Annotated in this window: 22 protein-coding genes and 1 pseudogene; 10 read left to right on the forward strand and 13 right to left on the reverse strand. The window is 41.3% G+C overall.

All coding sequences use genetic code 11. The annotated features are described in order from the left end of the window. Positions 1-108 precede the first annotated feature (108 nt). The 6 genes and pseudogenes from RG47T_RS27150 to proS form a co-directional block, all read right to left on the reverse strand. Positions 109-213: pseudogene (locus tag RG47T_RS27150) on the reverse strand (subclass B3 metallo-beta-lactamase); the annotation flags it as partial. 240 nt (positions 214-453) lie between these two features. Continuing rightward, the gene (mnmE, locus tag RG47T_RS09595; protein ID WP_074489211.1) at positions 454-1,824 is read right to left on the reverse strand and encodes a tRNA uridine-5-carboxymethylaminomethyl(34) synthesis GTPase MnmE; all 1,371 of its coding nucleotides are present in this window, start codon (positions 1,822-1,824) and stop codon (positions 454-456) included. Positions 1,825-2,152: 328 nt separating this feature from the next. After that, positions 2,153-2,971 carry a TIGR02757 family protein gene (locus tag RG47T_RS09600; protein WP_074493295.1) on the reverse strand — a complete coding sequence of 273 codons (819 nt, stop codon included), beginning with the start codon at positions 2,969-2,971 and terminating at the stop codon, positions 2,153-2,155. A gap of 104 nt (positions 2,972-3,075) precedes the next feature. Continuing rightward, positions 3,076-4,215, reverse strand: coding sequence for a cystathionine gamma-synthase (locus tag RG47T_RS09605; protein WP_074489212.1), 1,140 nt, complete (start codon positions 4,213-4,215; stop codon positions 3,076-3,078). An 81-nt stretch (positions 4,216-4,296) separates the two neighbouring features. Then, a complete protein-coding gene (locus tag RG47T_RS09610; RefSeq protein ID WP_074489213.1) occupies positions 4,297-4,794 on the reverse strand; it encodes a hypothetical protein in 498 nt (165 codons plus the stop codon). 45 nt (positions 4,795-4,839) lie between these two features. After that, complete coding sequence (proS, locus tag RG47T_RS09615) at positions 4,840-6,312, reverse strand: proline--tRNA ligase (protein ID WP_074489214.1); 1,473 nt, start codon at positions 6,310-6,312, stop codon at positions 4,840-4,842. A gap of 103 nt (positions 6,313-6,415) precedes the next feature. On the opposite strand from proS, the gene RG47T_RS09620 reads away from it, so the two are divergent. Both RG47T_RS09620 and RG47T_RS09625 read left to right on the forward strand, forming a co-directional pair. Beyond that, positions 6,416-7,309, forward strand: a complete 894-nt coding sequence (locus tag RG47T_RS09620; protein WP_074489215.1) for a hypothetical protein — start codon at positions 6,416-6,418, stop codon at positions 7,307-7,309. A 27-nt stretch (positions 7,310-7,336) separates the two neighbouring features. Next, on the forward strand, positions 7,337-8,794 hold the full coding sequence (locus RG47T_RS09625; protein WP_074489216.1) for an OmpP1/FadL family transporter: 1,458 nt from the start codon (positions 7,337-7,339) through the stop codon (positions 8,792-8,794). 73 nt (positions 8,795-8,867) lie between these two features. Here the strand turns inward: RG47T_RS09625 and RG47T_RS09630 are convergent, their stop codons facing one another. Both RG47T_RS09630 and RG47T_RS09635 read right to left on the reverse strand, forming a co-directional pair. Next, positions 8,868-10,436 carry a hypothetical protein gene (locus tag RG47T_RS09630; protein WP_074489217.1) on the reverse strand — a complete coding sequence of 523 codons (1,569 nt, stop codon included), beginning with the start codon at positions 10,434-10,436 and terminating at the stop codon, positions 8,868-8,870. 254 nt (positions 10,437-10,690) lie between these two features. Next, positions 10,691-11,170 (reverse strand): Dps family protein, encoded by a 480-nt coding sequence (locus RG47T_RS09635; protein ID WP_074489218.1) that lies wholly within the window; start codon positions 11,168-11,170, stop codon positions 10,691-10,693. 98 nt (positions 11,171-11,268) lie between these two features. On the opposite strand from RG47T_RS09635, the gene RG47T_RS09640 reads away from it, so the two are divergent. From RG47T_RS09640 to RG47T_RS09650, 3 genes are read left to right on the forward strand one after another with little or no spacing between them, the layout of a single operon-like run. Beyond that, positions 11,269-12,027, forward strand: coding sequence for a DUF4905 domain-containing protein (locus RG47T_RS09640; protein ID WP_139235670.1), 759 nt, complete (start codon positions 11,269-11,271; stop codon positions 12,025-12,027). 19 nt (positions 12,028-12,046) lie between these two features. Further along, on the forward strand, positions 12,047-13,246 hold the full coding sequence (locus RG47T_RS09645; RefSeq protein WP_083627356.1) for a LysM peptidoglycan-binding domain-containing protein: 1,200 nt from the start codon (positions 12,047-12,049) through the stop codon (positions 13,244-13,246). Continuing rightward, entirely contained in the window at positions 13,239-13,898 is a 660-nt protein-coding gene (locus tag RG47T_RS09650) for a uridine kinase family protein (RefSeq protein ID WP_074489221.1), read from the forward strand. The genes RG47T_RS09645 and RG47T_RS09650 overlap by 8 nt, the downstream gene beginning before the upstream one ends. Positions 13,899-13,944: 46 nt before the next feature. Here RG47T_RS09650 and RG47T_RS09655 read toward each other — a convergent pair whose 3' ends face one another. Further along, positions 13,945-14,574 carry a 3-oxoacid CoA-transferase subunit B gene (locus RG47T_RS09655; protein ID WP_074489222.1) on the reverse strand — a complete coding sequence of 210 codons (630 nt, stop codon included), beginning with the start codon at positions 14,572-14,574 and terminating at the stop codon, positions 13,945-13,947. 26 nt (positions 14,575-14,600) lie between these two features. After that, positions 14,601-15,290, reverse strand: a complete 690-nt coding sequence (locus RG47T_RS09660) for a CoA transferase subunit A (RefSeq protein ID WP_074489223.1) — start codon at positions 15,288-15,290, stop codon at positions 14,601-14,603. A gap of 163 nt (positions 15,291-15,453) precedes the next feature. Between RG47T_RS09660 and RG47T_RS09665 the strand changes: the two genes are divergently transcribed. Then, positions 15,454-16,017, forward strand: coding sequence for a hypothetical protein (locus tag RG47T_RS09665; RefSeq protein ID WP_074489224.1), 564 nt, complete (start codon positions 15,454-15,456; stop codon positions 16,015-16,017). Positions 16,018-16,056: 39 nt separating this feature from the next. Here the strand turns inward: RG47T_RS09665 and RG47T_RS09670 are convergent, their stop codons facing one another. From RG47T_RS09670 to RG47T_RS09680, 3 genes are all read right to left on the reverse strand, one after another. After that, complete coding sequence (locus tag RG47T_RS09670) at positions 16,057-17,130, reverse strand: SGNH/GDSL hydrolase family protein (protein ID WP_074489225.1); 1,074 nt, start codon at positions 17,128-17,130, stop codon at positions 16,057-16,059. A 115-nt stretch (positions 17,131-17,245) separates the two neighbouring features. After that, a complete protein-coding gene (locus RG47T_RS09675) occupies positions 17,246-19,612 on the reverse strand; it encodes an endonuclease MutS2 (protein WP_074489226.1) in 2,367 nt (788 codons plus the stop codon). Continuing rightward, a complete protein-coding gene (locus RG47T_RS09680) occupies positions 19,612-20,106 on the reverse strand; it encodes a DUF4296 domain-containing protein (protein ID WP_074489227.1) in 495 nt (164 codons plus the stop codon). Before RG47T_RS09680 ends, RG47T_RS09675 begins: the two co-directional genes overlap by 1 nt. A 44-nt stretch (positions 20,107-20,150) precedes the next feature. Between RG47T_RS09680 and RG47T_RS09685 the strand changes: the two genes are divergently transcribed. The 4 genes from RG47T_RS09685 (at position 20,151) to RG47T_RS09700 (ending at position 23,487) form a co-directional block, all read left to right on the forward strand. Next, positions 20,151-20,840, forward strand: a complete 690-nt coding sequence (locus tag RG47T_RS09685; RefSeq protein WP_074489228.1) for a YggS family pyridoxal phosphate-dependent enzyme — start codon at positions 20,151-20,153, stop codon at positions 20,838-20,840. Positions 20,841-20,953: 113 nt separating this feature from the next. Continuing rightward, the gene (locus RG47T_RS09690; RefSeq protein ID WP_074489229.1) at positions 20,954-21,427 is read left to right on the forward strand and encodes a GNAT family N-acetyltransferase; all 474 of its coding nucleotides are present in this window, start codon (positions 20,954-20,956) and stop codon (positions 21,425-21,427) included. Then, positions 21,424-22,230, forward strand: a complete 807-nt coding sequence (locus tag RG47T_RS09695; protein ID WP_074489230.1) for a DUF3298 and DUF4163 domain-containing protein — start codon at positions 21,424-21,426, stop codon at positions 22,228-22,230. Before RG47T_RS09690 ends, RG47T_RS09695 begins: the two co-directional genes overlap by 4 nt. Then, positions 22,231-23,487 (forward strand): aspartate kinase, encoded by a 1,257-nt coding sequence (locus RG47T_RS09700; RefSeq protein WP_074489231.1) that lies wholly within the window; start codon positions 22,231-22,233, stop codon positions 23,485-23,487. Positions 23,488-23,496 lie beyond the last annotated feature (9 nt).

Raw genomic sequence — 23,496 nt, forward strand, 5'->3', positions numbered from 1 at the left:
TTCAGCAACAGGTTGTTACATCCGGCCCAATCAATTGCCCATAAAGACTGAGCGGATTGGCAAACGATGTTGAGAAGATTTTATTCATGATAATTGTTTTTTAGAACCGGTATTGATCAAAATATTTCCCTCCGGGGTTACGATGAGATAACAAGCCAGATCGGCAGTACCTACATGGTACAAGTTACCCACAATTTGAAACGGTGGAAAAGGCCTCGACCATTCGGGGTGTGTCTTTGTGGATGGCTCTACTACTTATTGTGCATGTACCAAGCAATAACTTCGTATAATAATGGTAATGAAGAAACTTACCTTCTGGTCATCATATCCTCGACACCGGAAAAAACGAAAAAAATGTACAACGGGGGATAAATCGCTTAAAAAAGCTGTATTATGATTTGATGATACAGCCTATCATTTTTATTTGTGAATAATGTCCGCTATAGCTGATTTTTACTTACCGATACAGAACTTGCTAAATATATTCTCCAGCAGATCGTCAGTAGTAACACTGCCTGTTATTTCACCTAAATAATGTAATGCTTGTTTAATGTCGATGGCTAAAAATTCGGAAGTGATTGGGTTGTCTATGCCATCCAGCACTCTGCTTAGTGATTCTTCTGTTTTTTGCAGTGCCTGCAGGTGCCGGATGTTGGTTACCAGGGTTTCGTCACTACTCAGCTGATCTTTAATAGCAGTATGGTATATTTTATGTTTCAGCTCATCAATGTGTTGTTTCTCTTTAGCCGATACCAGGATCATGCTTTCGGTGTGGGGCAATTCGGCAACTTGTAAAGGTGTTAGCAGATCAATTTTATTGGCAACAACCAGCATCGGAAAACCAGGGCGTTGCAGATTTTCAAGATCGGCATTTAAATCGGCCAGGCTTATTTCCTGCGCATCAAACACATAGATTAATATAGCCGATTGGCTAATTTTTTCATAGGCTTTCTGTACACCGATGGCTTCTATCGTGTCTGTAGCTTCACGAATTCCGGCTGTATCAGTTAAACGGAAATTGACACCGTTAATGTTCAATAGCTCTTCAATGGTATCACGCGTGGTACCGGCAATAGCACTTACAATGGCGCGCTCTTCGTTTAATAAAGCATTTAACAGGGTTGATTTACCTGCGTTTGGCCTGCCTGCAATTACGGTATTGATACCTTGTTTTATGGCATTACCTAATTCAAACGATTGAATTAGGCGGCTTAAAATGGTCAGAATATTAACGATTAATTGCTTTAGCTGATCGCGGTTGGCAAACTCAACATCTTCTTCCGAAAAATCGAGTTCGAGTTCTATCAGCGAAGCAAAATTTACCAATTGCTCACGCAAAGCCTTTAGCTGGTTACTAAAGCCCCCCCTAAGCTGGTTCATAGCTGCTTGCTGTGATGCTTTAGAGTTCGAAGAAATCAAATCGGCAACGGCTTCTGCCTGAGAAAGATCGAGCTGACCGTTTAAAAAAGCTCTTAATGTAAACTCGCCCGGTTGTGCCGGCCTTGCCCCGCTCCTAATCAATAACTTAATTACCGACTCGATAATATAGGCCGATCCATGGCACGAAATTTCCACTACATTTTCGCGGGTGTATGATCTCGGGGCGATGAATAACGATATCAACACCTCATCCAGCACTACTTCGCCATCAACAATATGGCCGAAATGTATAGTATGAGATGCCTGTTTGCTCAGGTCTTTTCCCTTAAAAACTTTTTGGGTAATGGTTACAGCATCCGGCCCCGAAAGGCGGATAATGCCAATAGCCCCGGTTCCGTTTGGGGTGGCTAAGGCCACTATGGTATCGTTGGTAGTATAGTTCATGATAATTCTGCAAAGTTCGGTATAATTTGCGTATTGCAAGGTCTATGCAAAATCATGTTTAATATATTAATGGCTATCTAAACAACTCCACAAATCGTGTGGCAATATTGTAATTTTCCGTGGAACATTCCACATGTGCCACCTGTTCCATTTTACAGACTTAAAAGTATTACTCTCCAAATTTGATAGCATACAAGCCTCTGAAATACAAAAACTTAAGATGGTTATATAAACTGGAACACCAAGCAGGTTAACCAACTTAAAAGTATTTATTTCTGAACTTAAAAGTATGTTTTTTCAACCTATTCAGTGCTGTCTTTACATCTAATTACAATCCAAACCCAAACTTCTCCTCTATCCCCAAACCAAATAAAGCAAAATCATACTTCACCGGATCTAATGGGTCGAAACTTCGGAGATGTTCAGTCAGTTCAACTGCGGTTTGCCAGTCAGTTTGTTTGCGGGTAATGAGTTTGAGGTTGCGAGCAACACGGTCTACATGCAGGTCGCAAGGCATGATAAGATCAGCGGGGTTTAACCTATTCCAGATTCCAAAGTCGACACCGCAATCATCTTTACGCACCATCCAGCGCAGAAACATATTCAAGCGTTTGCAGGTTGATTTTTGCGAGGGCGATGAGATATGTTTTTTGGTTCGATGCGGATAATCGGGTAAAGAAAAGAAGTATCTGCGAAATTGATTAAGGGCAGATTCGACGCTTAGCCTGTCATTCGAAGAAGATTCTTCGCTAGCGCTCTGAATGACAAATTTAGATTGTGGCAAAAACGCATCTTCCAAACTATCAAAATGCTCATAATGCCACCTGAAAAAGCTAATAAAGCATAACGTATCCACATCATTAAACGTGCGGTGCTTAAATTGAAGTAGCTTTTTAAGGTCGGGCTCCTGATGGTTCATGATGAAATCGTAGGGAGCGCCGTCCATCAGGGTGATCAGCTGGCGACACTTATTGATAATGGTAATCCGCTGCCCCCAGGCCAATATGGACGCCCAAAAGCCCATAATCTCAATGTCCTGTTTCAGCGTAAAGCTGTGCGGTATAACAATCGGATCGTTGGTTATAAAATCCGGGCGGTTATACTGGGCAACTTTAGCATCGAGAAAAGCTTTGACGTCTGTAACCATATAATTAGAATCAAGAACCAAGAGCCAAGAATCAAGACATTAGTAAAGCTTGATCAATAAGTGTCAAGTTCTTGTCTCTTGTTTCCCGGCTCTTGTTTCTGCGTTTAAGCCAAAGCGTTTTTCAAATCTTCTAAAAGATCTTCAACATCTTCTACCCCTACGCTAAGACGCAAAAGGCTATCAACCACACCTACTTTTTCGCGTACTTCTTTGGGTATCGAACCGTGGGTCATGGTAGCGGGGTGATTGATCAGTGATTCTACACCACCTAATGATTCAGCTAATGTGAATACTTTAAAGTTAGATGCAATGCGAAATGTTTCCTGCAGATCGGCTCCCTTAAGCGTGATCGAGATCATACCACCGAAATCGCGCATTTGCTTTTTGGCAACTTCATGGTTAGGATGATCGGTAAAGCCTGGCCAGTAAATTTTGTCGACCTTTGGATGGGTCTTCAAAAACTCGGCAACCAGTCTGCCGTTTTCGCAATGGGCTTTCATGCGCAGGTGCAGTGTTTTAATACCACGTAAGGCCAGAAAGCTATCCATAGGCCCTGGTGTAGCACCACAAGAGTTATAGATAAACCACAGGCGTTTATACAAGTCCTCATCGTTCATCATCAGTGCTCCCATCACCACATCCGAGTGTCCGCTGATGTATTTGGTTACCGAATGCATAACTACATCGGCACCCAGATCAATCGGGTTTTGCAAATATGGCGAAGCAAACGTATTATCAACTACAAAAAGCAGATTTTTGGCTTTGGTAATTTTACCGATGGCCTCAATATCAACAATTTGCATGGTTGGGTTGGTTGGGGTTTCTACCCAAACCAGTTTGGTATTTTCGTTAACATATTGGCTGATGATCTGCGGGTCAGACAAGTCCAAAAAATGGAACTTGATGCCATAGTTCGCAAAAATCTTGGTGAAGATCCGGTACGAACCACCGTACAGGTCGTTACCGGTAATTACTTCATCGCCGGGTTGTAATAGCTTCATTACCGCATCAGTAGCACCCATTCCGCTAGAGAAAGCCAAGCCAAACTTTGCATTTTCCAAAGCAGCCAGGCAATCTTCCAGAGCTTTACGGGTTGGGTTGGTACCGCGCGAATATTCGTAACCTTGGTTATCGCCCGGGGCTTTTTGCCAATAGGTTGAGGTTTGATATATCGGCGTCATAACTGCGCCGGTTGATGGATCGGGCTCCTGCCCTGCATGTATTGCTTTTGTTCCGAATTTCATTTGTAGTGAGCCCCCCGCCCCCTAAAGGGGGAGCATAAAAATTAATCCTTTTAGGGAAAGGATATTAGTACTTGTACCTAACTATTCTACAACAATAATATTATCCAATAAAAGCTCAAGACCATTTTTCAAAATATCGCTTAGAATATTAATCTCTGCTTCAATAAAAACCGGATTTGGGTCTACTGCAATAAATATTCCACTACCATCAAATAGTTTATCATAGATCCCATTCCTAAGATCTTCTTTTATATCTCCTGTAAATTCTACTTTAACGGATTCCGATACGTCGGTACACAAATTCCAGAAATTCAGGAAATCAGCACAATCAAAATTGTCAGATGATTTAAGTACCCATTGTTGTATTTTATGGATTGCATAAAAGGTAACATCATCAAAAACGTGCATGTTATTTGCTTTCGCATACTTTAACATCTTTGTTTTGTTTTCGAAAGCTATAACCTTAAAACTGTCATTAACCACTACACCATCAACTTCGCCAGAAATCCAAATGATAAATAATTTCCTGAACTTAAAATCCAGACAAATTATATAATAGTTATTACGAGCTAAATGCATGAAGTATTAGTCAAAAATTTACCTCCCCTTTAGGGGAAACGGAGGCTAATACGCCCGTGCAAACAACACCCTTTGCGTTGATGGTTTACCGGTTAAAATACATTTACCTGCTTCTAATTTATTGTTCAAAGGTATACAACGGATTGTTGCCTTAGTCTCATCTTTTATTTGTTGCTCTGTCTCTGGTGTGCCATCCCAGTGTGCTGAAAGAAAACCGGGCTTCTCATCTAATAAACGTTTAAACTCGTCGTAAGTATCTACCTCAACTGTATTTTCGGTGGTAAATGTTGATGCCTTTTTGAAAATATTTTGCTGAATTTCTTCCAATAGCTTTTCAATGTGCTCGGCCAGGCCTTCCTGTGCTACTGTTTCCTTGGTACGGGTATCGCGGCGGGCCAACTCTACTGTAGCATTTTGCATATCACGGCTGCCTATGGCAACGCGCAAGGGTACACCTTTCAGTTCGTACTCTGCAAATTTAAAACCTGGGCGTTGCGTATCGCGGTTATCAAACTTTATGGTGATATTCTTTTTCCTTAATTCTGTAGTTAAACCTTTAACGTAAGCAGATATATTTTCCAGCTCTTCGTCGTGTTTATAGATAGGCACCACCACCACTTGTATTGGTGCCAGCATTGGCGGCAATACTAAACCGGCATCGTCTGAGTGGGACATAATAAGCGCGCCCATTAAACGGGTTGATACCCCCCATGAAGTAGCCCAAACATAATCAAGCTTGTTCTCTTTGTCAGAGAATTTTACATCAAATGCCTTGGCAAAATTCTGCCCCAAAAAGTGTGAGGTACCTGCTTGCAAGGCTTTACCATCTTGCATCAAGGCTTCAATACAATAGGTATCTAAGGCACCTGCGAAACGCTCGTTAGGTGTTTTACGGCCTTTTACTACCGGTACAGCCATCCAGTTTTCAACAAAGTCTGCATAAACATCCAGCATTAGTTCTGCTTCTGCTATGGCTTCCTGTTGTGTGGCATGCGCGGTATGGCCTTCCTGCCATAAAAACTCGGTGGTACGTAAAAATAAACGGGTACGCATTTCCCAACGCACAACGTTAGCCCATTGGTTAATTAACAAAGGCAAATCGCGGTACGATTGGATCCAGCCTTTGTAGGTATGCCAGATAATGGTTTCAGACGTTGGCCTAACAATTAATTCCTCTTCCAATTTAGCGTCCTCGTCAACAATAATATTGCCGTTTCCATCGTTTTTTAAACGATAGTGCGTTACAACCGCACATTCTTTGGCAAAACCATCTACGTGGCTTGCTTCTTTTGAAAAGAAAGATTTTGGTATAAACAGCGGAAAGTAAGCGTTACTGTGCCCGGTTTCTTTAAACATTTTATCAAGCACGGCCTGTATTTTTTCCCATATCGAGTAACCGTATGGTTTAATGATCATACAGCCCCTTACCGGAGAATATTCGGCTAAATCTGCTTTAATTACCAAATCGTTAAACCATTGTGAATAATCTTCGTCTTTACTGATGATACCTTTGCTCATGATGTATATTTGTGGAATGGATTTTGACTAATGAATTACGTATTATTGCTGCCAAATTTATAAATTTAAACTTTACTAGAACCGTATTTTAAACTTCTACATAATGAATCGCAATATAATAACAGGGGTAATGCTGATGGGGGTATTGGCATTTGCTTCATGCTCAACACAGAAACTCGCATCTAATCAGCATGTTGACGATGATGTATACTACACTAAGGCTAAGGCCGGCGACCAGGTTGACGTGCCAATTACATACAATCAAAATGTTTACGCCAACCCACAAGATCAATCCGGAACTTACAGCGACGACGATTATTACTACTACGATAGCTATGCATCGCGCATAAATCGCTTCGGTTACAACTCACCTTTTAGCTATTACGACGATTATTATTACGATTATGCCTCTACTCCTACTAACGGATATGGCGGTTATGATTTAAATTCTTACGCTTACGGTGGTTATGGCATAGGCTTAGGTATCGGCTTTGGCTATGGCGGCTATTATGGTTATTCGCCATTTGGCATAGGCTATGGCGGCGGCTACCCTTACTGGGGTATTTACTCTGCCTATGGCTACGGTTACGGCGGTTATTATGGCGGCGGCTACTACGGTGGTGGCTGGGGTTATGGCGGCGGTGGTTACGGTGGTGGCAGAGGGCGTCCATATCGCGGTTCTGGAATTGCTGGCGGTTCTTCTTATGCCAACAATTCAGGCCGTAGTCTTGGCTACAGAGGTGCTTATCCAAATACCAATTACTATCCTGGCCGTAATGTAAATTCATCAGGTCAACGTATTGGCACTAATGGTTATGGCAGATATGGCAATTATAGTGGCGGCCGCACTGGTCAGGCTCGCCCGCAAAGAACAGATAATCCAAATTACAATAATCAGCCTACCCGTACAACCAACTCTATGCCAAGCAATTCAGGCATGAACAGCGGAGGAAATAGCGGCGGCAGCAGAGGTGGCGGCCGTCCGTCAAGACCATAAATATCTTATCCATCGCAATAACATCGTATGAAAAATAAATATCTATTACTGCTAATAGCTACAGTAGCTATTACGAAGACAAGTTTTGCCCAATACTCGCAAGATGCAATTCGGTTCTCCGGCGGTACAACCGGATCTACATCGCGCATTAAAGCTATCGGTAATGCACAAACTGCCGTAGGCGGAGATTTAAGTAACATTAGTGGTAACCCTGCGGGTTTAGGCTACTTTACGCATTCGGAAATGAGTATTACGCCCGAGTTTAACAATGCTAAAGTTAGCTCATCTTACATGGGCCAAAGTAACTCAGACTCGCACAATCAGGGTAACTTAAATAATGCCTCTATCGTTTTTTACAGCCGTTTAAATACTCCTAAAGGTCAGGATAAAACAAAAGGATGGTTGAGTTTAAACTTTGGTGCTTCATACAACCGCACCAATGATTTTTATCAAAATACCTATTACTCTGGCGTTAACAAAAACAGTTCAGTTGCAGATTATTATGCAAACCTGGCTAATAACGATGTAGCAAATAATTATACACTTGATGGTTATTTAGAGGGATGGGCTTATCGCCAAAAATTGATCAATAATAACGCCAATGCAAATGTTTACGAACCAAGTACAACATTAGGCGGTACGCAAGCTAACCGTATAAACAGTACAGGGGGGCAAACTCAGTTTAACCTTTCAATGGGTGCTAATTACAGCAACAAACTGTATTTGGGTTTTGGAATTGGCATAACAGATATCAGATATAATACAACATCTGTATTTACTGAAGACAATACAGAGTATGTTAATGTGAAACAAGATTATGTATCTAATTACGTACGCGACCAAGTTACAAGAGGTACAGGTTTTAATGCAACTTTTGGTTTAATTTATAAACCTGTTGAAATTGTGCGTTTAGGTGCTAGTATTACAACACCTACCTGGTATAATATTGATGACAATAGTTCGGAAGGGTTAAATACTACATATAGTGGTGGTAGCCGTTACAGTGATGGCGACTCTTATCCTGCCAGTTACAATTTAAGAACCCCGCTTAAAGTATCAGGCGGCGCGGCAGTATTTATTGGCCACTTAGGTTTTATTACTGCTGATGTTGATTATCTTGATTATTCAACAGCACATCTTTCGAGCCCGGACTATGATGTAAGTACAGATAACGGCGATATTAAGAAAAACTATCAATCAACCGTGAATGCCCGTTTTGGTGCTGAGGCACGTTTAACCAGCAATTTCTTTTTACGTGGAGGTTATGGCTTACAAGGCAGCCCGCTTAAACAAAACGGTACCGATATTAAAACAGCAAGTGGGGGTTTAGGTTACCGGTTTGGTGCCTATTACATAGATGCTACTTATAGCCATGTTAAGGGATATAGCACCAATATCCCTTATGATTTAGGCGTTGATAGCCCTATAGCAAGTTTAAAAAATGAATATAATAATGTGTTTTTAACATTAGGTATGAGGTTCTAAAAATACTTCTTATAAAACAAAGGAGCCCGGGTGCAATGCATCCGGGCTCCTTTGTTTTATAAAGTTGAATTAATTAAAATGCTTTTTGAGGCGATACCAGTAAATTTACTACGCCTGTAGTTACATTAAATGTTGTATAATTTTCACCTTCAGTTCCCCTTATCGGTCTTGATAAGCCTGGCGAATATAGTGGGCCTATTTGAATTTGAGTTATAATTGGCTCACTGAAATCCAGGATGCCTTCTCCTAATACATCTGAGCCTGTAGTTGTTTTATAGCTATAAGTACTGGTTTTAGTAGAGGTTCCACTGATACCAAATTTGATCCCAATTTTAAAATCCACTCCAAAGTTTGCACTAAGGGTTGTTGTATTAGTTACCGTGTTGGTGACCTCACCAGCCGGGTCATATTCCGAAACAACAAATTTCCATGATGTTCCATATTTTTGGAAGTTAAATGGCACCAACCTTATATTAGGATTATAAGATTTTGGGTTAAGCCCGCTATATTGATAAGAAGGGCGGCCACTGCCAACAGCTGTATATTGAACATCAAATAAATCTGATGCCTTTACAGAAAATAATACCTGTAATGGGCTTTCTCCATTCATAAAAATATTTATCCTCATTTCAAGCGCACCATCAGTCCACTGAGGCCCCGAATAAATCTTTGTTAGTTTCGGATCGTTAGTATCATCTCCAATATTAAGATTTTCGTAATCATAACCATGTACAAAGCTAAAACCTGTAATATACTCATAATAATTGCTTCTAAACTGGCCAGACGTTATACCATTGGCTGGGTCCAATCCATAATAAATATAATCCCGTTGCCATTCGGCATTAGCTTTATAAGCGCTCACGCTAATCGGGTCAAGTATACCGGTCATCTGGTTTTGATTGATAACCTCGTTTATCGATTTCTTATTGGCTTGATCAGATTTGGAATTATCAAACTCGCTGCTAATAAATGAATATTGATATCCGTTTACGGTGCTATAAGTTTTATTACTATTCGATTCTTTCAAGATTGCATTTGTGACGACATTGTTTTTTGATTCAACACCAGCACCACTCACTATTAGCCTTTCATTATTTTTCACCACAATTGTAGGGCCCCCTGGAACAAAACCATATTTAATAATGGATTTTTCTCCTTTAGCATCATAAATTTCTACATCAGCATGTTTGGCAGCAGGTTTAATAGCAACAACCGGCACTTCCGAGTTTGCTTTCCAAGTATCAGCAGAAAAATCTGGCAACTCCGGTACATATAGTGTTAGTAACGGCAAATCATTTATAATTTTATCAAATTCATCTTTTGAAGATGCATATTTAACAACCTTATTATAAACAGATTCATTGTCTGTTAAAACGTCATTCTTAATAGCTTGAAAAAGAATGTCATAATCAAAATCAAATTGCTTTTTAGCTTCGGTTTTGATCTTTTCTCTAAGAAGCGGCTCCGATTGTAAAGACTTGGCCAAGATCTTACTAAATGCAACTTGCTTGTTGTAGCTCTCTAAACTTGTTAAAGAACTCAATTCTTGTGGTTTTGATTCTAGCTTGTTATCCTTCTTACATGAAGAAAATACAAAAACTAAAATAATTAAAATTTGTAAAGTAAAGTTTTTTGTTTTCATAAAGTTACCAGATAAGTTTTTGGTTAATTATCGGGTTCAATATAAAACATATATTAGTAAAATATGTCGTAAAAAGAAAAATTATAACCTATAGTCAATTACAGCTATAAAGACGTCTCATTAAATATTTACACAACGTAATAAAATAACAAGAAATAGACAGGGGAATAGTTTAAGAGAAAATAGACTAGAAAGCCTAATTTTCTCTTAAAGAAAGGGATGATTAGAATAGAAAAACTATCGAATACTATTATTTAATCTTCGTTAACAAACGAACGTAGCATCCAGGTGTTTTTCTCTTTAAACTGCATAAAGCGATTAACCATATCGTTGGTACCATCGTCGCCTGCATCGGCGGTAATATTTAACAGTTCGCGTTCTATCTCAATAAGCACAGCCATATCTTCAATAAGCGCTTTCACCATATCGGTATCCAGCATACCAATGGTATTGATCTCTTTTAATTTTGAAGTGCTGATGTAATCCTGAAACGTGCTGATTGGTGGCTTACCCAAAGCTAAGATTCTTTCGGCCAGTTCATCAATGGTGGTTAAGGCATCAGTATATAATTCTTCAAACTTAACGTGCAGTGTAAAAAAGCTTTTGCCTTTTACATTCCAGTGGCAGCCTCTTAATTTTTGATAGTGAATGTGGTAATTGGCCAGGTAATCATTTAAATGATCTACAACCGGGCGTACTTTGCCTTCTTCAAGGCCTATTTCTTTAGCATCCATAAGTGATAATTTGTGATTGATGTAACAATGGTTTGTATGTCATTGTTTACAACAAAGCTAATGCATTAAAGGTAATTTTCCATATTTGTAAAATCGATATGCCATTGACCCCGTTTATAAACCAGCCCTTTGATGCACCTGTTTGGCGCATGGAAATTGACGAAAGTACCGACACGCTTTTTGTTGAACTACGTGATACCAGCAACAAGCAGGTTAGCTTTGCAGCCATTGACCTGAACACCGGCAACACCAATTTTAAAGATCTTATAATGCCCGAACGCTGGCTAAGCAGTATAGAAACTGCCGGTAATGGCGTGTTGTTACTACACGGTTATCAGTCGGAATCTACCCCCATACATAAGGGGTTAACAGGCGTAAATAGTATTACCGGAAAAGTGCTTTGGACTGATTATAACATTAATTTTGAGCTACTTAACAGGCAAGGTATAATAGTTTATGATGCCCGTATACAACCCAAAAAACTGTACGCTATAGATACATATACAGGGCAGCGAAAAGGCGCTTATGAGCCTGCGGATACAGGTATTGATAGTAGCATCGCGTTTCCCCAAGTAATCCAGGCAGATGACTTGCCTCCCGGATTGTCTAATTTACAACCATATGGAAATGTAGTACATTATCTAAAGCACAATAACTTTAGAATTGTATCTTTGCACGCGCTTGATGGGAGCCATTTAACACAACATTTATACCTGTTTGATAGGAACAACGAGTTGATATTTGACGATATAATGAATAACGATATACAAAAATTGCAACCCGAGGCGTTTATTAGTTATAAGAATAAACTGATCTGGTTAAAAAACCGGTCTGTAGTAAAAGTTTTAAACCTGTAAATACAGCATAAACCCCTTTATGAGATTAAGAATATTATTACTATTTATATCATTTTCTGCCCTGTCTGCCTCATTGTTTGCCAACCCGGTTATCGATTCGGTTGGTGTAGAGAACCAGAACGGCAAAAAAATAATTTTACATAAGGTAGCCCTTAAAGAAACTTACTATGCTATTGCCCGCCGCTATAATGTAAAGCCGCAAGCCGTTATAAATTTTAATACTAATGCTGTTTTGCACGAGGGCGACATTGTTAAAGTACCAACTGATATCCCCTTTACCCAGCATGTCGCCGCTACTCCTGTACAGCCCCCTTCCAATACTGCCGAAGCTGGTTCTGTTGTGCAATATAAAGTAGCCCAGCACGAATATTTATACGGTATTGCTAAACGCTTTAATACCACAGTTGAGGATATAAAAAAGCTGAATAATCTGCAAAGCAATAACCTTACCCCCGGCCAGCTCATTAACATACGCCAGGGTGCAGCTACGCAAACGCAGGTACCAACACCGGCACCTGTACAAAGCCAACCGGTAAGCCCGCCTGTAGCGCAACCAACTCCTGTAGCTGCACCACCGGTACAACAGGTGCAGCCACCAGCTAATACCGGCGAAAGCGGCACCATTGTACAGTATAAGGTTACCAAGCACGAATATTTATACAGTGTAGCCAAACGTTTTAACAGTACGGTTGAAGATATTAAACAACGCAATAATTTAAAAAGCAACAGCCTTAGCCCAGGCATGGTACTAAATATCTTACAGGGTGCCGCAACTGGAGCTACAGCACCCATTGTAAAACCTAATGAAACTTTCTCGGTGCAGGAGAAACCGGAAAAGAATGATACCGTACCCCCGGCACGGCGCGATACCACCAATGTGGCTACCATGGCCGATAGCTTAAACGCCGAGCACCATGCGCCATCTAAATATGGCTTGTTTGAGAAAAACGAAAAAGGTGTGGCCACTACATTGGATGACCCAACCCTCGACCAAAATAAAAAACTGATATTACACCGTACCGCCCCTATTGGTACGGTAATTAAAATTACCAACCCGATGACCAACCGTACTACTTTTGCAAAAGTAGTTGGTCGTTTTACAGACAACGAGTCGACTAAAGATGTTATATTAGTAATGACTAAGAGTGTTGCAGAATCGTTAGGTGCGCTTGATAAGCGTTTTCATGTAAATATCAGTTACGGCGTTCCGAATGAATAAACCTTATATTATTGGTATTGCCGGCGGAAGCGGATCTGGCAAAACTTTTTTTTTAAAGTGCTTTTTAGAACATTTTAATGCACATGAAGTGTGCCTTGTTTCGCAGGATGATTATTACATCCCTGTAGCACACAACATGACGCCAGAGGAAAACAGGCTCTACAATTTCGACCTGCCCGCTACCATAGATAATGCTCATTTTTTGGATGATATTCAAAAGCTGATGCGTTACGAAACCGTTTATAAGCAAGAGTATACATTTAACAACCCCAACGCCGTACCCAAAACGCTGGAGGTAAAACCCGCTCCTATTATTATTGTTGAAGGCCTATTTATCCTGCACTTTAAGGCAATTGCCGATCTGCTGGATATGAAGATCTTTATTGATACCGAAGAGCACGTAGCCCTGGAGCGCCGCCTAAAACGCGACCTGATAGAACGCGGCTATTCGCACGATGATGTGATGTATAAATGGCATAACCATGTACAGCCGGCCTACGAGGAGTACCTGCTGCCCTATAAAGACGAGAGTGACAGGATCATCACCAATAACACCCATGTTGCCCAGGATATAATTGTAATTACAGAGGAAATCTCTAAAGATTTGCACAAGCAGATATTTCCGAATCAAAGTGCTGAAAACGATATCTAAACCTTGTTTGTCATCCTATGCACAAGCATAGGATGACAACTTTATATTAATCTACAAGCTTCCCTTTAGTTGCTTTTCTAATATCAACTAACGTTACGCCTGGCGCACATTCTACCACCTTGAAGCCGCCTTCGGGTAAAATATCAAATACCCCCAGCTCGGTCACTACTTTTTTAACGCAGTTTACGCCAGTAAGGGGTAAGGTACATTGGGGTAATAGTTTAGATTCTCCTTCTTTATTTACATGCTGCATGGCCACAATAATATTTTCTGCAGATGCTACCAGGTCCATTGCACCGCCCATGCCTTTCACCATTTTACCGGGTATTTTCCAGTTGGCTATGTCTCCGTTTTCCGATACCTCCATAGCGCCCAGGATGGTTAGGTTTACCTTTTTAGCACGAATCATCCCAAAACTCATAGCCGAGTCGAACACTGCCGAACCAGGCAGCATGGTAATGGTTTGTTTACCGGCGTTTATGGTATCAGCGTCTTCTTCGCCCGCAAACGGAAACGGCCCCATGCCCAGCAAGCCATTTTCTGATTGCAGTACCACGTCCATATCCGCAGGGATGTAATTGGCAACCAGCGTTGGTATACCAATGCCCAGGTTTACGTAGTAGCCGTCTTTTATTTCGAGCGCTATGCGCCTGGCTATATCTTCTTTAGTCCACATTATTTTCAAATTAACAAATCTTCAAATCACCTCACTGTTCTTTTCTCAATACGCTTTTCATAGTTCTCACCCTGAAAAATGCGGTGCACATAAATGCCGGGCGTATGGATATGATCGGGGTCCAGCTCGCCGGGTTCAACCAGATGCTCCACTTCGGCAATGGTAATTTTGCCCGCCATGGCCATTACCGGGTTAAAATTGCGAGCCGTTGATTTATAAATGAGATTGCCTGTAGTGTCCCCTTTCCAGGCTTTAACAATAGCGTAGTCGGCATCAAAAGCCATTTCCATCAGGTAATCTTTGCCATTAAAATTACGGATCTCTTTACCTATGGCTATCTCTGTACCGATACCGGCCGGTGTGAAAATTGCAGGCATGCCGTATCCTGCTGCCATGCAGCGTGTAGCTAAAGTGCCTTGCGGAATGAGTTCTACCTCCAGTTCTCCGCTTAACAGTTGCCGTTCAAATTCGGCATTCTCCCCAACGTAAGATGCGATCATTTTACGAACCTGGTGCTGCTTCAGCATCAGCCCAATGCCAAAATCATCCACACCGGCATTATTGGAGATACAGGTAAGATCTTTGATCCCGCTTTTAACCAGGGCTTCAATGCATTTTTCGGGCAGGCCGCACAAGCCGAAACCACCAAGCATGAGTGTCATCCCATCCACAATTCCGGCAATGGCCGCTTCGGCACCGCTGACAACTTTATTCATGAAATATTATAATTGGTTGTTTACGAAATTAAGTAATTGGCTGAGATGTTTTATATGAAACATCAACACATTGACTAATGAGCATTGCTTAATGACTAAATATTAACTATTATGAAACAATTCGAATTAATATGAGCTTATAACTATACTAATAATTACAGTCATGAGCGCAGAAGAATATAACAACCCGGAAAACACTGAAAACAGCGATAACAAGCCAAGGGCATACAAGGTAGAAGATGACGATAATATCGAAGAAAAAGACCTGAAACGCACTTATCTTTTTGGAAACGCCGAGATGGCCGATCCTGACACCGATGGTTACGAAAGCGAGGGTAGTGGCGGCGAAAACTTTGGTAAAAGTAATGTAACCACATCAGGCGACGATGCAGCCAACCCATCTCGCTATGCTGGTTATAGTAACGATTACTTTAAACGTACTGAGCCTAGCGAAGAGCACCCCGAGAACAGCAATTTTAAACCAGCCCACCAGGAAGGCGCACCCACAAAAGATGGCCAGAGCCAGTCTGTTGATAGCAATATTTACCAGGAAGGAACTGCTGATTATGATGGCGGCACCCAACAAAATGCACCCGGCAATGCCAACCCGGTACAAAATAAGGTTGGCGATGGCAACAAAAGTGAACCCGGCAAGGCCGAATGGAATACTGATTACGAAAGAGGCCCCGACTATGGGAGCAACAGCCCCGAAGAACGGGACATATAAAAATCTAATAAAAATGCCCCTATTTAAGGGGCATTTTTATTACCATTTAATATTTTTCTCGATATAACTAATCAGGTCATCAGCCATGGCCTGTTGCTCGGCTTTGCTGGGATGCCCGTTTGTGTTTTTGTATGGAAAAAAGTGTGTTTTAATACGGCTGTCATTTAAACGCTCAACCGCTTTGCTGATATATCCCGGCCATGGCGAACCCTCTTTGGTTGCGTCCATACTTCCGAGTGCGCAAATGATCTGTGCTTTTGGATACTTACTCTTTATGTTTTTAACCATATCATAGTAAGCGGCTATTATTTTTTCTGCACTTGGTGGCTGTGTACCAAAGCGATGCTTAAATTCAGGATTTTTAGGCTGAAGAACAAGCCACGAATCATTTTGAAAAAGATTGATCACGACCACATCGGGCGTATATTTAGTAAAGTCCCATTTGCTGTTTTCATCTGTAGCATCCAGGCGGTCATACATCTCCGGCATAATCAGCGGAAACCAGCTTACCAATACACCAATGCCGCTTTTAGCAACACAACTATACTCCGCATCAAAATGGCGGGCTGTAATAGCCGCATAACTAACATAGTTATCTTCAAACGGGCTGTCGCTGCGGTCTTTACCTTCGATATCCAATACGGCATAACCACAGGTAATAGAGTTTCCGAAGAATTCAATTTTTCTTTTCTTAGTTGCAGGGGCCTCTGCTATTTTAGTCTTATCATTCAATTCAAATTGGTAGAACCAGGTTTTACCGAAAGCCCACTCGTTGCGTTTATAAAGTTGTAAATTATGGCGGCCAACAGGTAGGTGATCTGCCAATGTATACATATGCTTAGTGCTGTCCAATTTAATATCGGGCAATACCTTACCGTCCACAATTACTTTCATATAATTCTCGCCACCTTCATCTTTTAGCAGGGCCTTTACGCCTGTTCCGTTAAAGTTTATGGTAGCAGAATTTCCTGCCCAGCTTAGCACTGTTGCCGAATCTGTAATATTTACACGCCCCATGTAATGGATATGCGGATCATTATTTTTAATGATGGTTTGCGAATAAGCTTGTAAGCCTACAAAAGCAGCTAAAAGGGTGATCAAGTATTTTGCCATTTACATAATATGATTTGGTCATTGCAAGGTACAAAGCAATCTCGTCGTAAACCTATTCGATTTGTATAGCTACGAGATTGCCACGCTATCGCTCGCAATGACAATTAAATTTAAACTATTTCAAATAAACATACGTAATACCACTGCCGCCCCGGTCTGCGTGTTCATCTTCCATACGGCCAACCTGGTCGTATTTTTTCAAATAATCGCGGATCAGTTTACGGAGGATGCCATCACCTTTGCCATGCAGTATTTTTAATGAACCCACTCCCATCATCAATGCCCGGTCGAACAGTTTCTCAATGGCATGTACAGCGTCTTCGCCACGCATGCCACGTACATCAATCTCCGGGCTAAAACTAGCCACATCACTGGTATGCGAACTGTAGATCTTCCGGATATCTTTAGGTACTTCTTTCCTGGAAATCTTTTGCACGCGTTTCTTTTTGGCTACTGTTCGCAGATCGCCAATGGCAATAATCACATTGTCCTTAGCAATCTCTATTACCTGCCCCGTGGTTTCAGAATCTACCAGTTTAACCCAGTCGCCGGGCTTAAGCTCTTCGCTTTCGGCATTGGCAGCAGGTTTGGCAACAACAGGTTTTACCGTATGCTTTTGTAGTTCCTGGTTTAGGTTTTCGCGCAACTTACGGGTAGTTTCCTTGTCAGCCTGGCTACTTTTTATCCCCGAAATCGTATTTTCTACCAGCTTGTTGGCATTCAGTATAATATTCTGTGCTTCCTGTTTCGCCTCGCGCATCAGTGCACGCTTGTTCTCTTCCAGAAAACCTTTCAGCTCCTCATTTTCGGCAAGTAGCTGGTTAACCCTGCGCTGCTGTTTATCGAGCGAGGTTTTGGTATCGAAAATTTCTTTCTTCTCCCGTTCCAGGTCAACCAATAGCGTATCTACCTTTTTCTGAGTAAAACCCACTTTATTTTTAGCCAGGTTTAGTACGTTTTGCGGCAGGCCAATTTTTTGCGCTATTTCAAAAGCGTAAGAGCTACCGGGCTTGCCTACTTCTAAAATATAAAGCGGTTTCATCTGCACATTATCAAACAGCATCGAAGCATTCTCGATACCCTCGGCATTGCTGGCAAAAATTTTAAGGTTGGAGTAGTGGGTAGTAACCATACCCCTCACCTTTTTATGATTTAATGATTCGAGCACGGCCTCGGCAATCGGGCCGCCAAATTGCGGGTCGGTACCGGTACCAAACTCATCAATCAATATCAGTGTTTTACCGTTGGCCTGCTCCACAAAGTGTTTCATTTTAGACAGGTGGGCACTGTAAGTACTCAGGTCGCTTTCTATCGATTGGTCATCGCCTATATCGGCAAAAATCTGTTTAAACGTCCCAACGGTACTATGTTCATCAGCAGGGATCAGTAAACCGGCCTGTACCATCATTTGCAGCAAACCAACGGTTTTCATACAAACAGATTTACCACCGGCGTTAGGGCCCGATACCACCACAATGCGGGTACCCTCATCTATGGTAACATTAAGCGGTACCACGGTTTTCTTCTCTTTTTTAAAGCTGAGCGTTAGCAGCGGGTGGCGGGCATTAATTAATTTGATGCTGCCTTCATTACTTACCACCGGCATTTCGGCCTCTATATCAATGGCAAACAGTGCCTTGGCACGCACAAAATCTAGTTTGGTAAGCAGACTGTGATAGGATAACAACAATGGCGCATAAGGCCTTAATTCGTCTGTAAGTGCGGTTAATATCTTTATGATCTCACGGCGGCGTTCAAATTCCAGATCACGCACCTGGTTGTTCAGCGTAAAAACTTCTTCGGGCTCCAGGTAAACGGTTTGGCCCGAGGCCGATTCGTCATGTATAAAACCTTTAACTTTACGTTTGTTTTCGGCCAGTATAGGGATACATAAACGGCCATCTCTAATGGTTAAAGAACCATCTGCAGTCCAGCCGCTTGCTGTCGCACTTTTAAAAATCTGGTCTATCTTTTTACGGGCTTCCTGCTCGGCCTTAGAGATGCCAGCGGTAATATCCATCAGCTCGCGCGATGCATTAGGGCGTATTTTACCCTTGGCATCAATTACGGCATCTATCTTTTTAATAATAGCTTTCTCTATGGGCAAATGCTCAAATAAAGCTTCGAGGTTAGGATACAATCCTTCACGCTCGTTAAAGTAGCCGATTACGGCAAAAACAGTAGATAACGAAACCTGTGCCTGAAAAAACTCTTCTTCGCTTAAAAATGTGCCTTCTATCCGTATTTTGGCAGCCAGCGCTTTCAAATCATAAAAATGATTGATGGGTAGCACAGTATCGCTTTGCAGGATGCTTTTAAACTCGTTGGCCTGGTACAGAAACTTACGAATCTGGTCAAAATTGCTCATCACCTGTATCCGGTCTACCATTTGCTGGCCCATAATGCTCAGGCAATGTGCTTTAATCAGTTCTTTTACCTCGGTAAATCCTAATTTATCAACGCTATTTTCCGGGTAAATCATTAGTTGGTTTTATTTCTTATTTTACGTATCGAGTCAACTTGGGTAGGCCTCTTCAATTTTTTTAACTTACGCAGCGAATCGGTTTTTACAGCTGTATCGGTTTTTTTAGATTTGCTTATAGAATCAGTTTTTAATTTATCGATCTTAATCCGCACTTTATTTAGTGAATCTGTTTTAGCAGTTAAGTTCAGCAATATCTGGTCATACATCTTTTCCATAGCATCTGGGTTGCCGGTGTAATACTCCATACTCTTCTTAAACTGGGTGCTATCGGTATCGTATCGCTTAAACATGTCCAGGTATCTGGCAGTGCCATATTTATACAAGGTATCCGGGGCCTGGCTAACAGTATAAAGACTACCGTCGATGATATGCACCTCTGTTAAAAGGTTAATCATCTTTTTGGGCGGTATAACGCCATTTGGCGTATCGTGATTGCTGCAAGCTGTAAAAAAAAGCAATCCTAAAAAAAACAAGTTAATATAAATACGCATTCTGTAAATTAGCGGCGGTTACTATTAGCAAAATTACGCATTTAATGAGCATTGCAGAGAATATCAAAAGTTTAAAAAACGAATTGGAAAGTATACAGGTAAAATTAGTTGCCGTATCTAAAACCAAACCCATAGCAGATATATTGGAGGCATACGATGCCGGGCAACGTGTGTTTGGTGAAAACCAGGTACAGGAATTGGTTGAGAAATATGAACAGCTGCCCAAAGATATTGAATGGCACCTGGTTGGGCACCTGCAAACCAATAAGGTTAAATATATTGCCCCTTTTATTACCCTGATAGAGTCTGTCGACAGCATTAAGCTATTGCAGGAAATTAATAAGCAGGCTGTAAAAAACAAAAGGGTAATTGATTGCCTGTTACAGGTTTACATTGCCGACGAAGAAACTAAGTTTGGTTTGGGTTTCGATGAAGTAATAGAACTCCTTCGGTCTGCCGAATTCACCGAATTAAAAAACATACGCATCCGTGGATTGATGGGTATAGCCACCAATACAGAAAGCGAAAAACAAATTAAGGATGAGTTTTATGAGCTCGATACCTTCTTCGACGGTATAAAACAAAGTTATTTCCGCAAGGAAGATAGCTTCGATGAACTATCAATGGGTATGTCGTCTGATTATAAAATTGCTATTGAAACCGGCGCAACCATAGTACGCTTAGGCAGCACCGTATTTGGCCAGCGGGTTATCAAGCACTTTAAGAACAACTAATTTAAAGAGAGGGAAGAATCGAGAATCAAGATCATCAGCCTATACAAATAGGTGAAATCAAATTATAGGATCGGTAAAATCATAATACAATCAGTGTACTTACAACAAATAATATGGATGTAAAAATAAGGGTAGCCAAAAAAGAAGACTGCGCACGATTGCTTGACCTGGTATACGAACTGGCTTTATTTGAGCGTGCCCCACAAGAGGTTACCGTTTCTCTGCAGGAATTTGAGGAAGCTGGTTTTGGGGTTAAACCGGTATGGAAAGCCTACACGGCAAGCCTTGATGGACTGATCATTGGTTTTGCGTTATATTACATTCGCTACTCTACCTGGAAAGGCCAGCGCCTGTATCTAGAAGATTTGGTGATTACCGAAGCTTTCCGTGGCAAGGGCGCCGGGAAACTACTTTTCGACCGATTGATACAGGAAGCGCAGGAGCTTGGTTTTAACGGCATGACGTGGCAGGTACTGGATTGGAACGAACCCGCTATTAAATTCTACAATAAATATGAAGCAAATATTGAAGCCGGCTGGCTCAATGCATCGCTAAGTAAAGAACAAATAACTGCTTACCAGATATGAAAATGAAGTTATTATACATCCCGGTTTTGGCGGCTGTTATGGCTGGCTGCGTCGAAACGGCGAAGAACCCAGACGTTAAGGCGGGTATATCAAAAGATACGTTAACCTACCAGTATAAAACATTTAAGCAGCGTGCCGATAACTGCGGAAACAAACCCGATAGTGGCTGTACGGTAATTAAGATCACCTACCCTGTTTTTACAGGCCAGGCCGCTTTAAATGATACGGTTAAACGTAAGCTGGTTGGCTTGTTTTCTGTAGGCGATAAAACTGATACCGATTTTGAGCCCCTGGCTAAAAATTTCATGAACGCTTACAAGGCCGATTTAAAGACCACCGACCGCAAAACGATGTTCTATATCCTGAATAATAAAGCCGGTGTTATAAGACAAGATTCGGCCCTTACTACCTTGCAAATTGATGGTGACAGTTACCTTGGCGGGGCGCATGGTGCAGCTTTTACAGGCTTTATTAACTGGGCCACCAAGGCACATAAAAATTTAACGCTTAAAGATATTTTGGTTGACGGTGGATTACCCCAGTTAAACCAGGTGGCCGAGAAAATATTCCGCAAGCAGGAAAACCTGAGCGATACCTCATCTTTAAAAAACGATTACTTTTTTAAGGATAACAAATTTAGCCTGAATGAGAACTTTCTGATCTCGCCAATCGGGTTGCGATTCGTATACAATCAATACGAAATAAAACCTTACGCCGCCGGTAAAACCGACCTGGTAATCCCCTACACACAAATAAAAAAATTACTGCGCCCCAATACGGTTGTAGCACAATACATTAAATAAATGCTTGTTTTTAAATTCGGCGGGGCTTCTGTTAAAGATGCTCCGGGTATTATAAACCTTACTAAGGTAGTTCAAAAGTACGCAGATCAACAGTTACTTATCGTGGTTTCGGCTATGGGTAAAACAACAAATGCGCTGGAGAAATTAACCGATGCATACGTTAACCAAATTGACGATGTGCACCAAATTTACAATGATATAAAAGCGTATCATTATCATATTTTGGATGAGTTATTTGAACCAACTCACCAGGTGTTTAACGATATAGAAAATACCTTTGTAGAGATTGACTGGATGATTGAGGATGAACCCCACGATGACTATGATTTCATCTATGACCAGATCGTATCCATCGGCGAACTGGTATCAACCCGCATTGTAACTGCTTACTTAAATAAGGAAGGTATTAACAGCAAATGGCTGGACGTGCGTGGTTATATCCATACTGATAATACTTACCGCGAGGGCGTGGTAGACTGGCCTAAAACCCGGGAACATATTGAGCAGGACATCCCGGCAATGCTTGAAAACAGCATGGTAGTTACACAGGGATTTTTAGGCGGAACATCTGAAAACTTTACCACAACCCTTGGCCGCGAAGGTTCTGACTATACCGCTGCTATATTTGCAGCCTGCTTAAACGCAGCGTCTGTTACCACCTGGAAAGATGTACCGGGCATATTAAATGCAGACCCTAAATATTTTACAGATACAGTAAAATTCGATCAGCTGTCGTATACAGAAGCCATTGAGATGACTTATTATGGCGCCGGGGTTATTCATCCCAAAACCATTAAGCCATTGCAAAACGCTAAGATCCCTTTGCTGGTAAAACCCTTTACCGATCCGGATGCGATGGGGACTGTGATCTCTGAAATTGGCTTGCAACACTACGCAAAGCCGGTAATCATTCTGAAACAGGACCAGGTAATGGTATCTATTTCGGCCAAAGATTATACTTTTATTACCGAGGATCATTTAAGTGCCGTATTCAGCCTTTTTGCAGCCAGCCATGTTAAAATTAACATGATGCAAGTATCGGCCTTAAGCTTTACGGTATGCTTTGATTATCGTGCCGAACGTTTTAACCACTTATTAGAACAACTTAAACAATCATTTAATGTAAAGTATAATAATGATCTAACTATCATTACAGTACGCCATTATAAACAAGATGAATTGAAAGCCCTGATAGGCGACCGTAAAATATTACTGGAGCAGTTAAGCCGTAATACGGCGCAAATGGTTGTAAAATAATATCTGCAC

This window comes from Mucilaginibacter polytrichastri (assembly GCF_001911425.1).
In the GTDB taxonomy this organism is placed as follows: domain Bacteria; phylum Bacteroidota; class Bacteroidia; order Sphingobacteriales; family Sphingobacteriaceae; genus Mucilaginibacter; species Mucilaginibacter polytrichastri.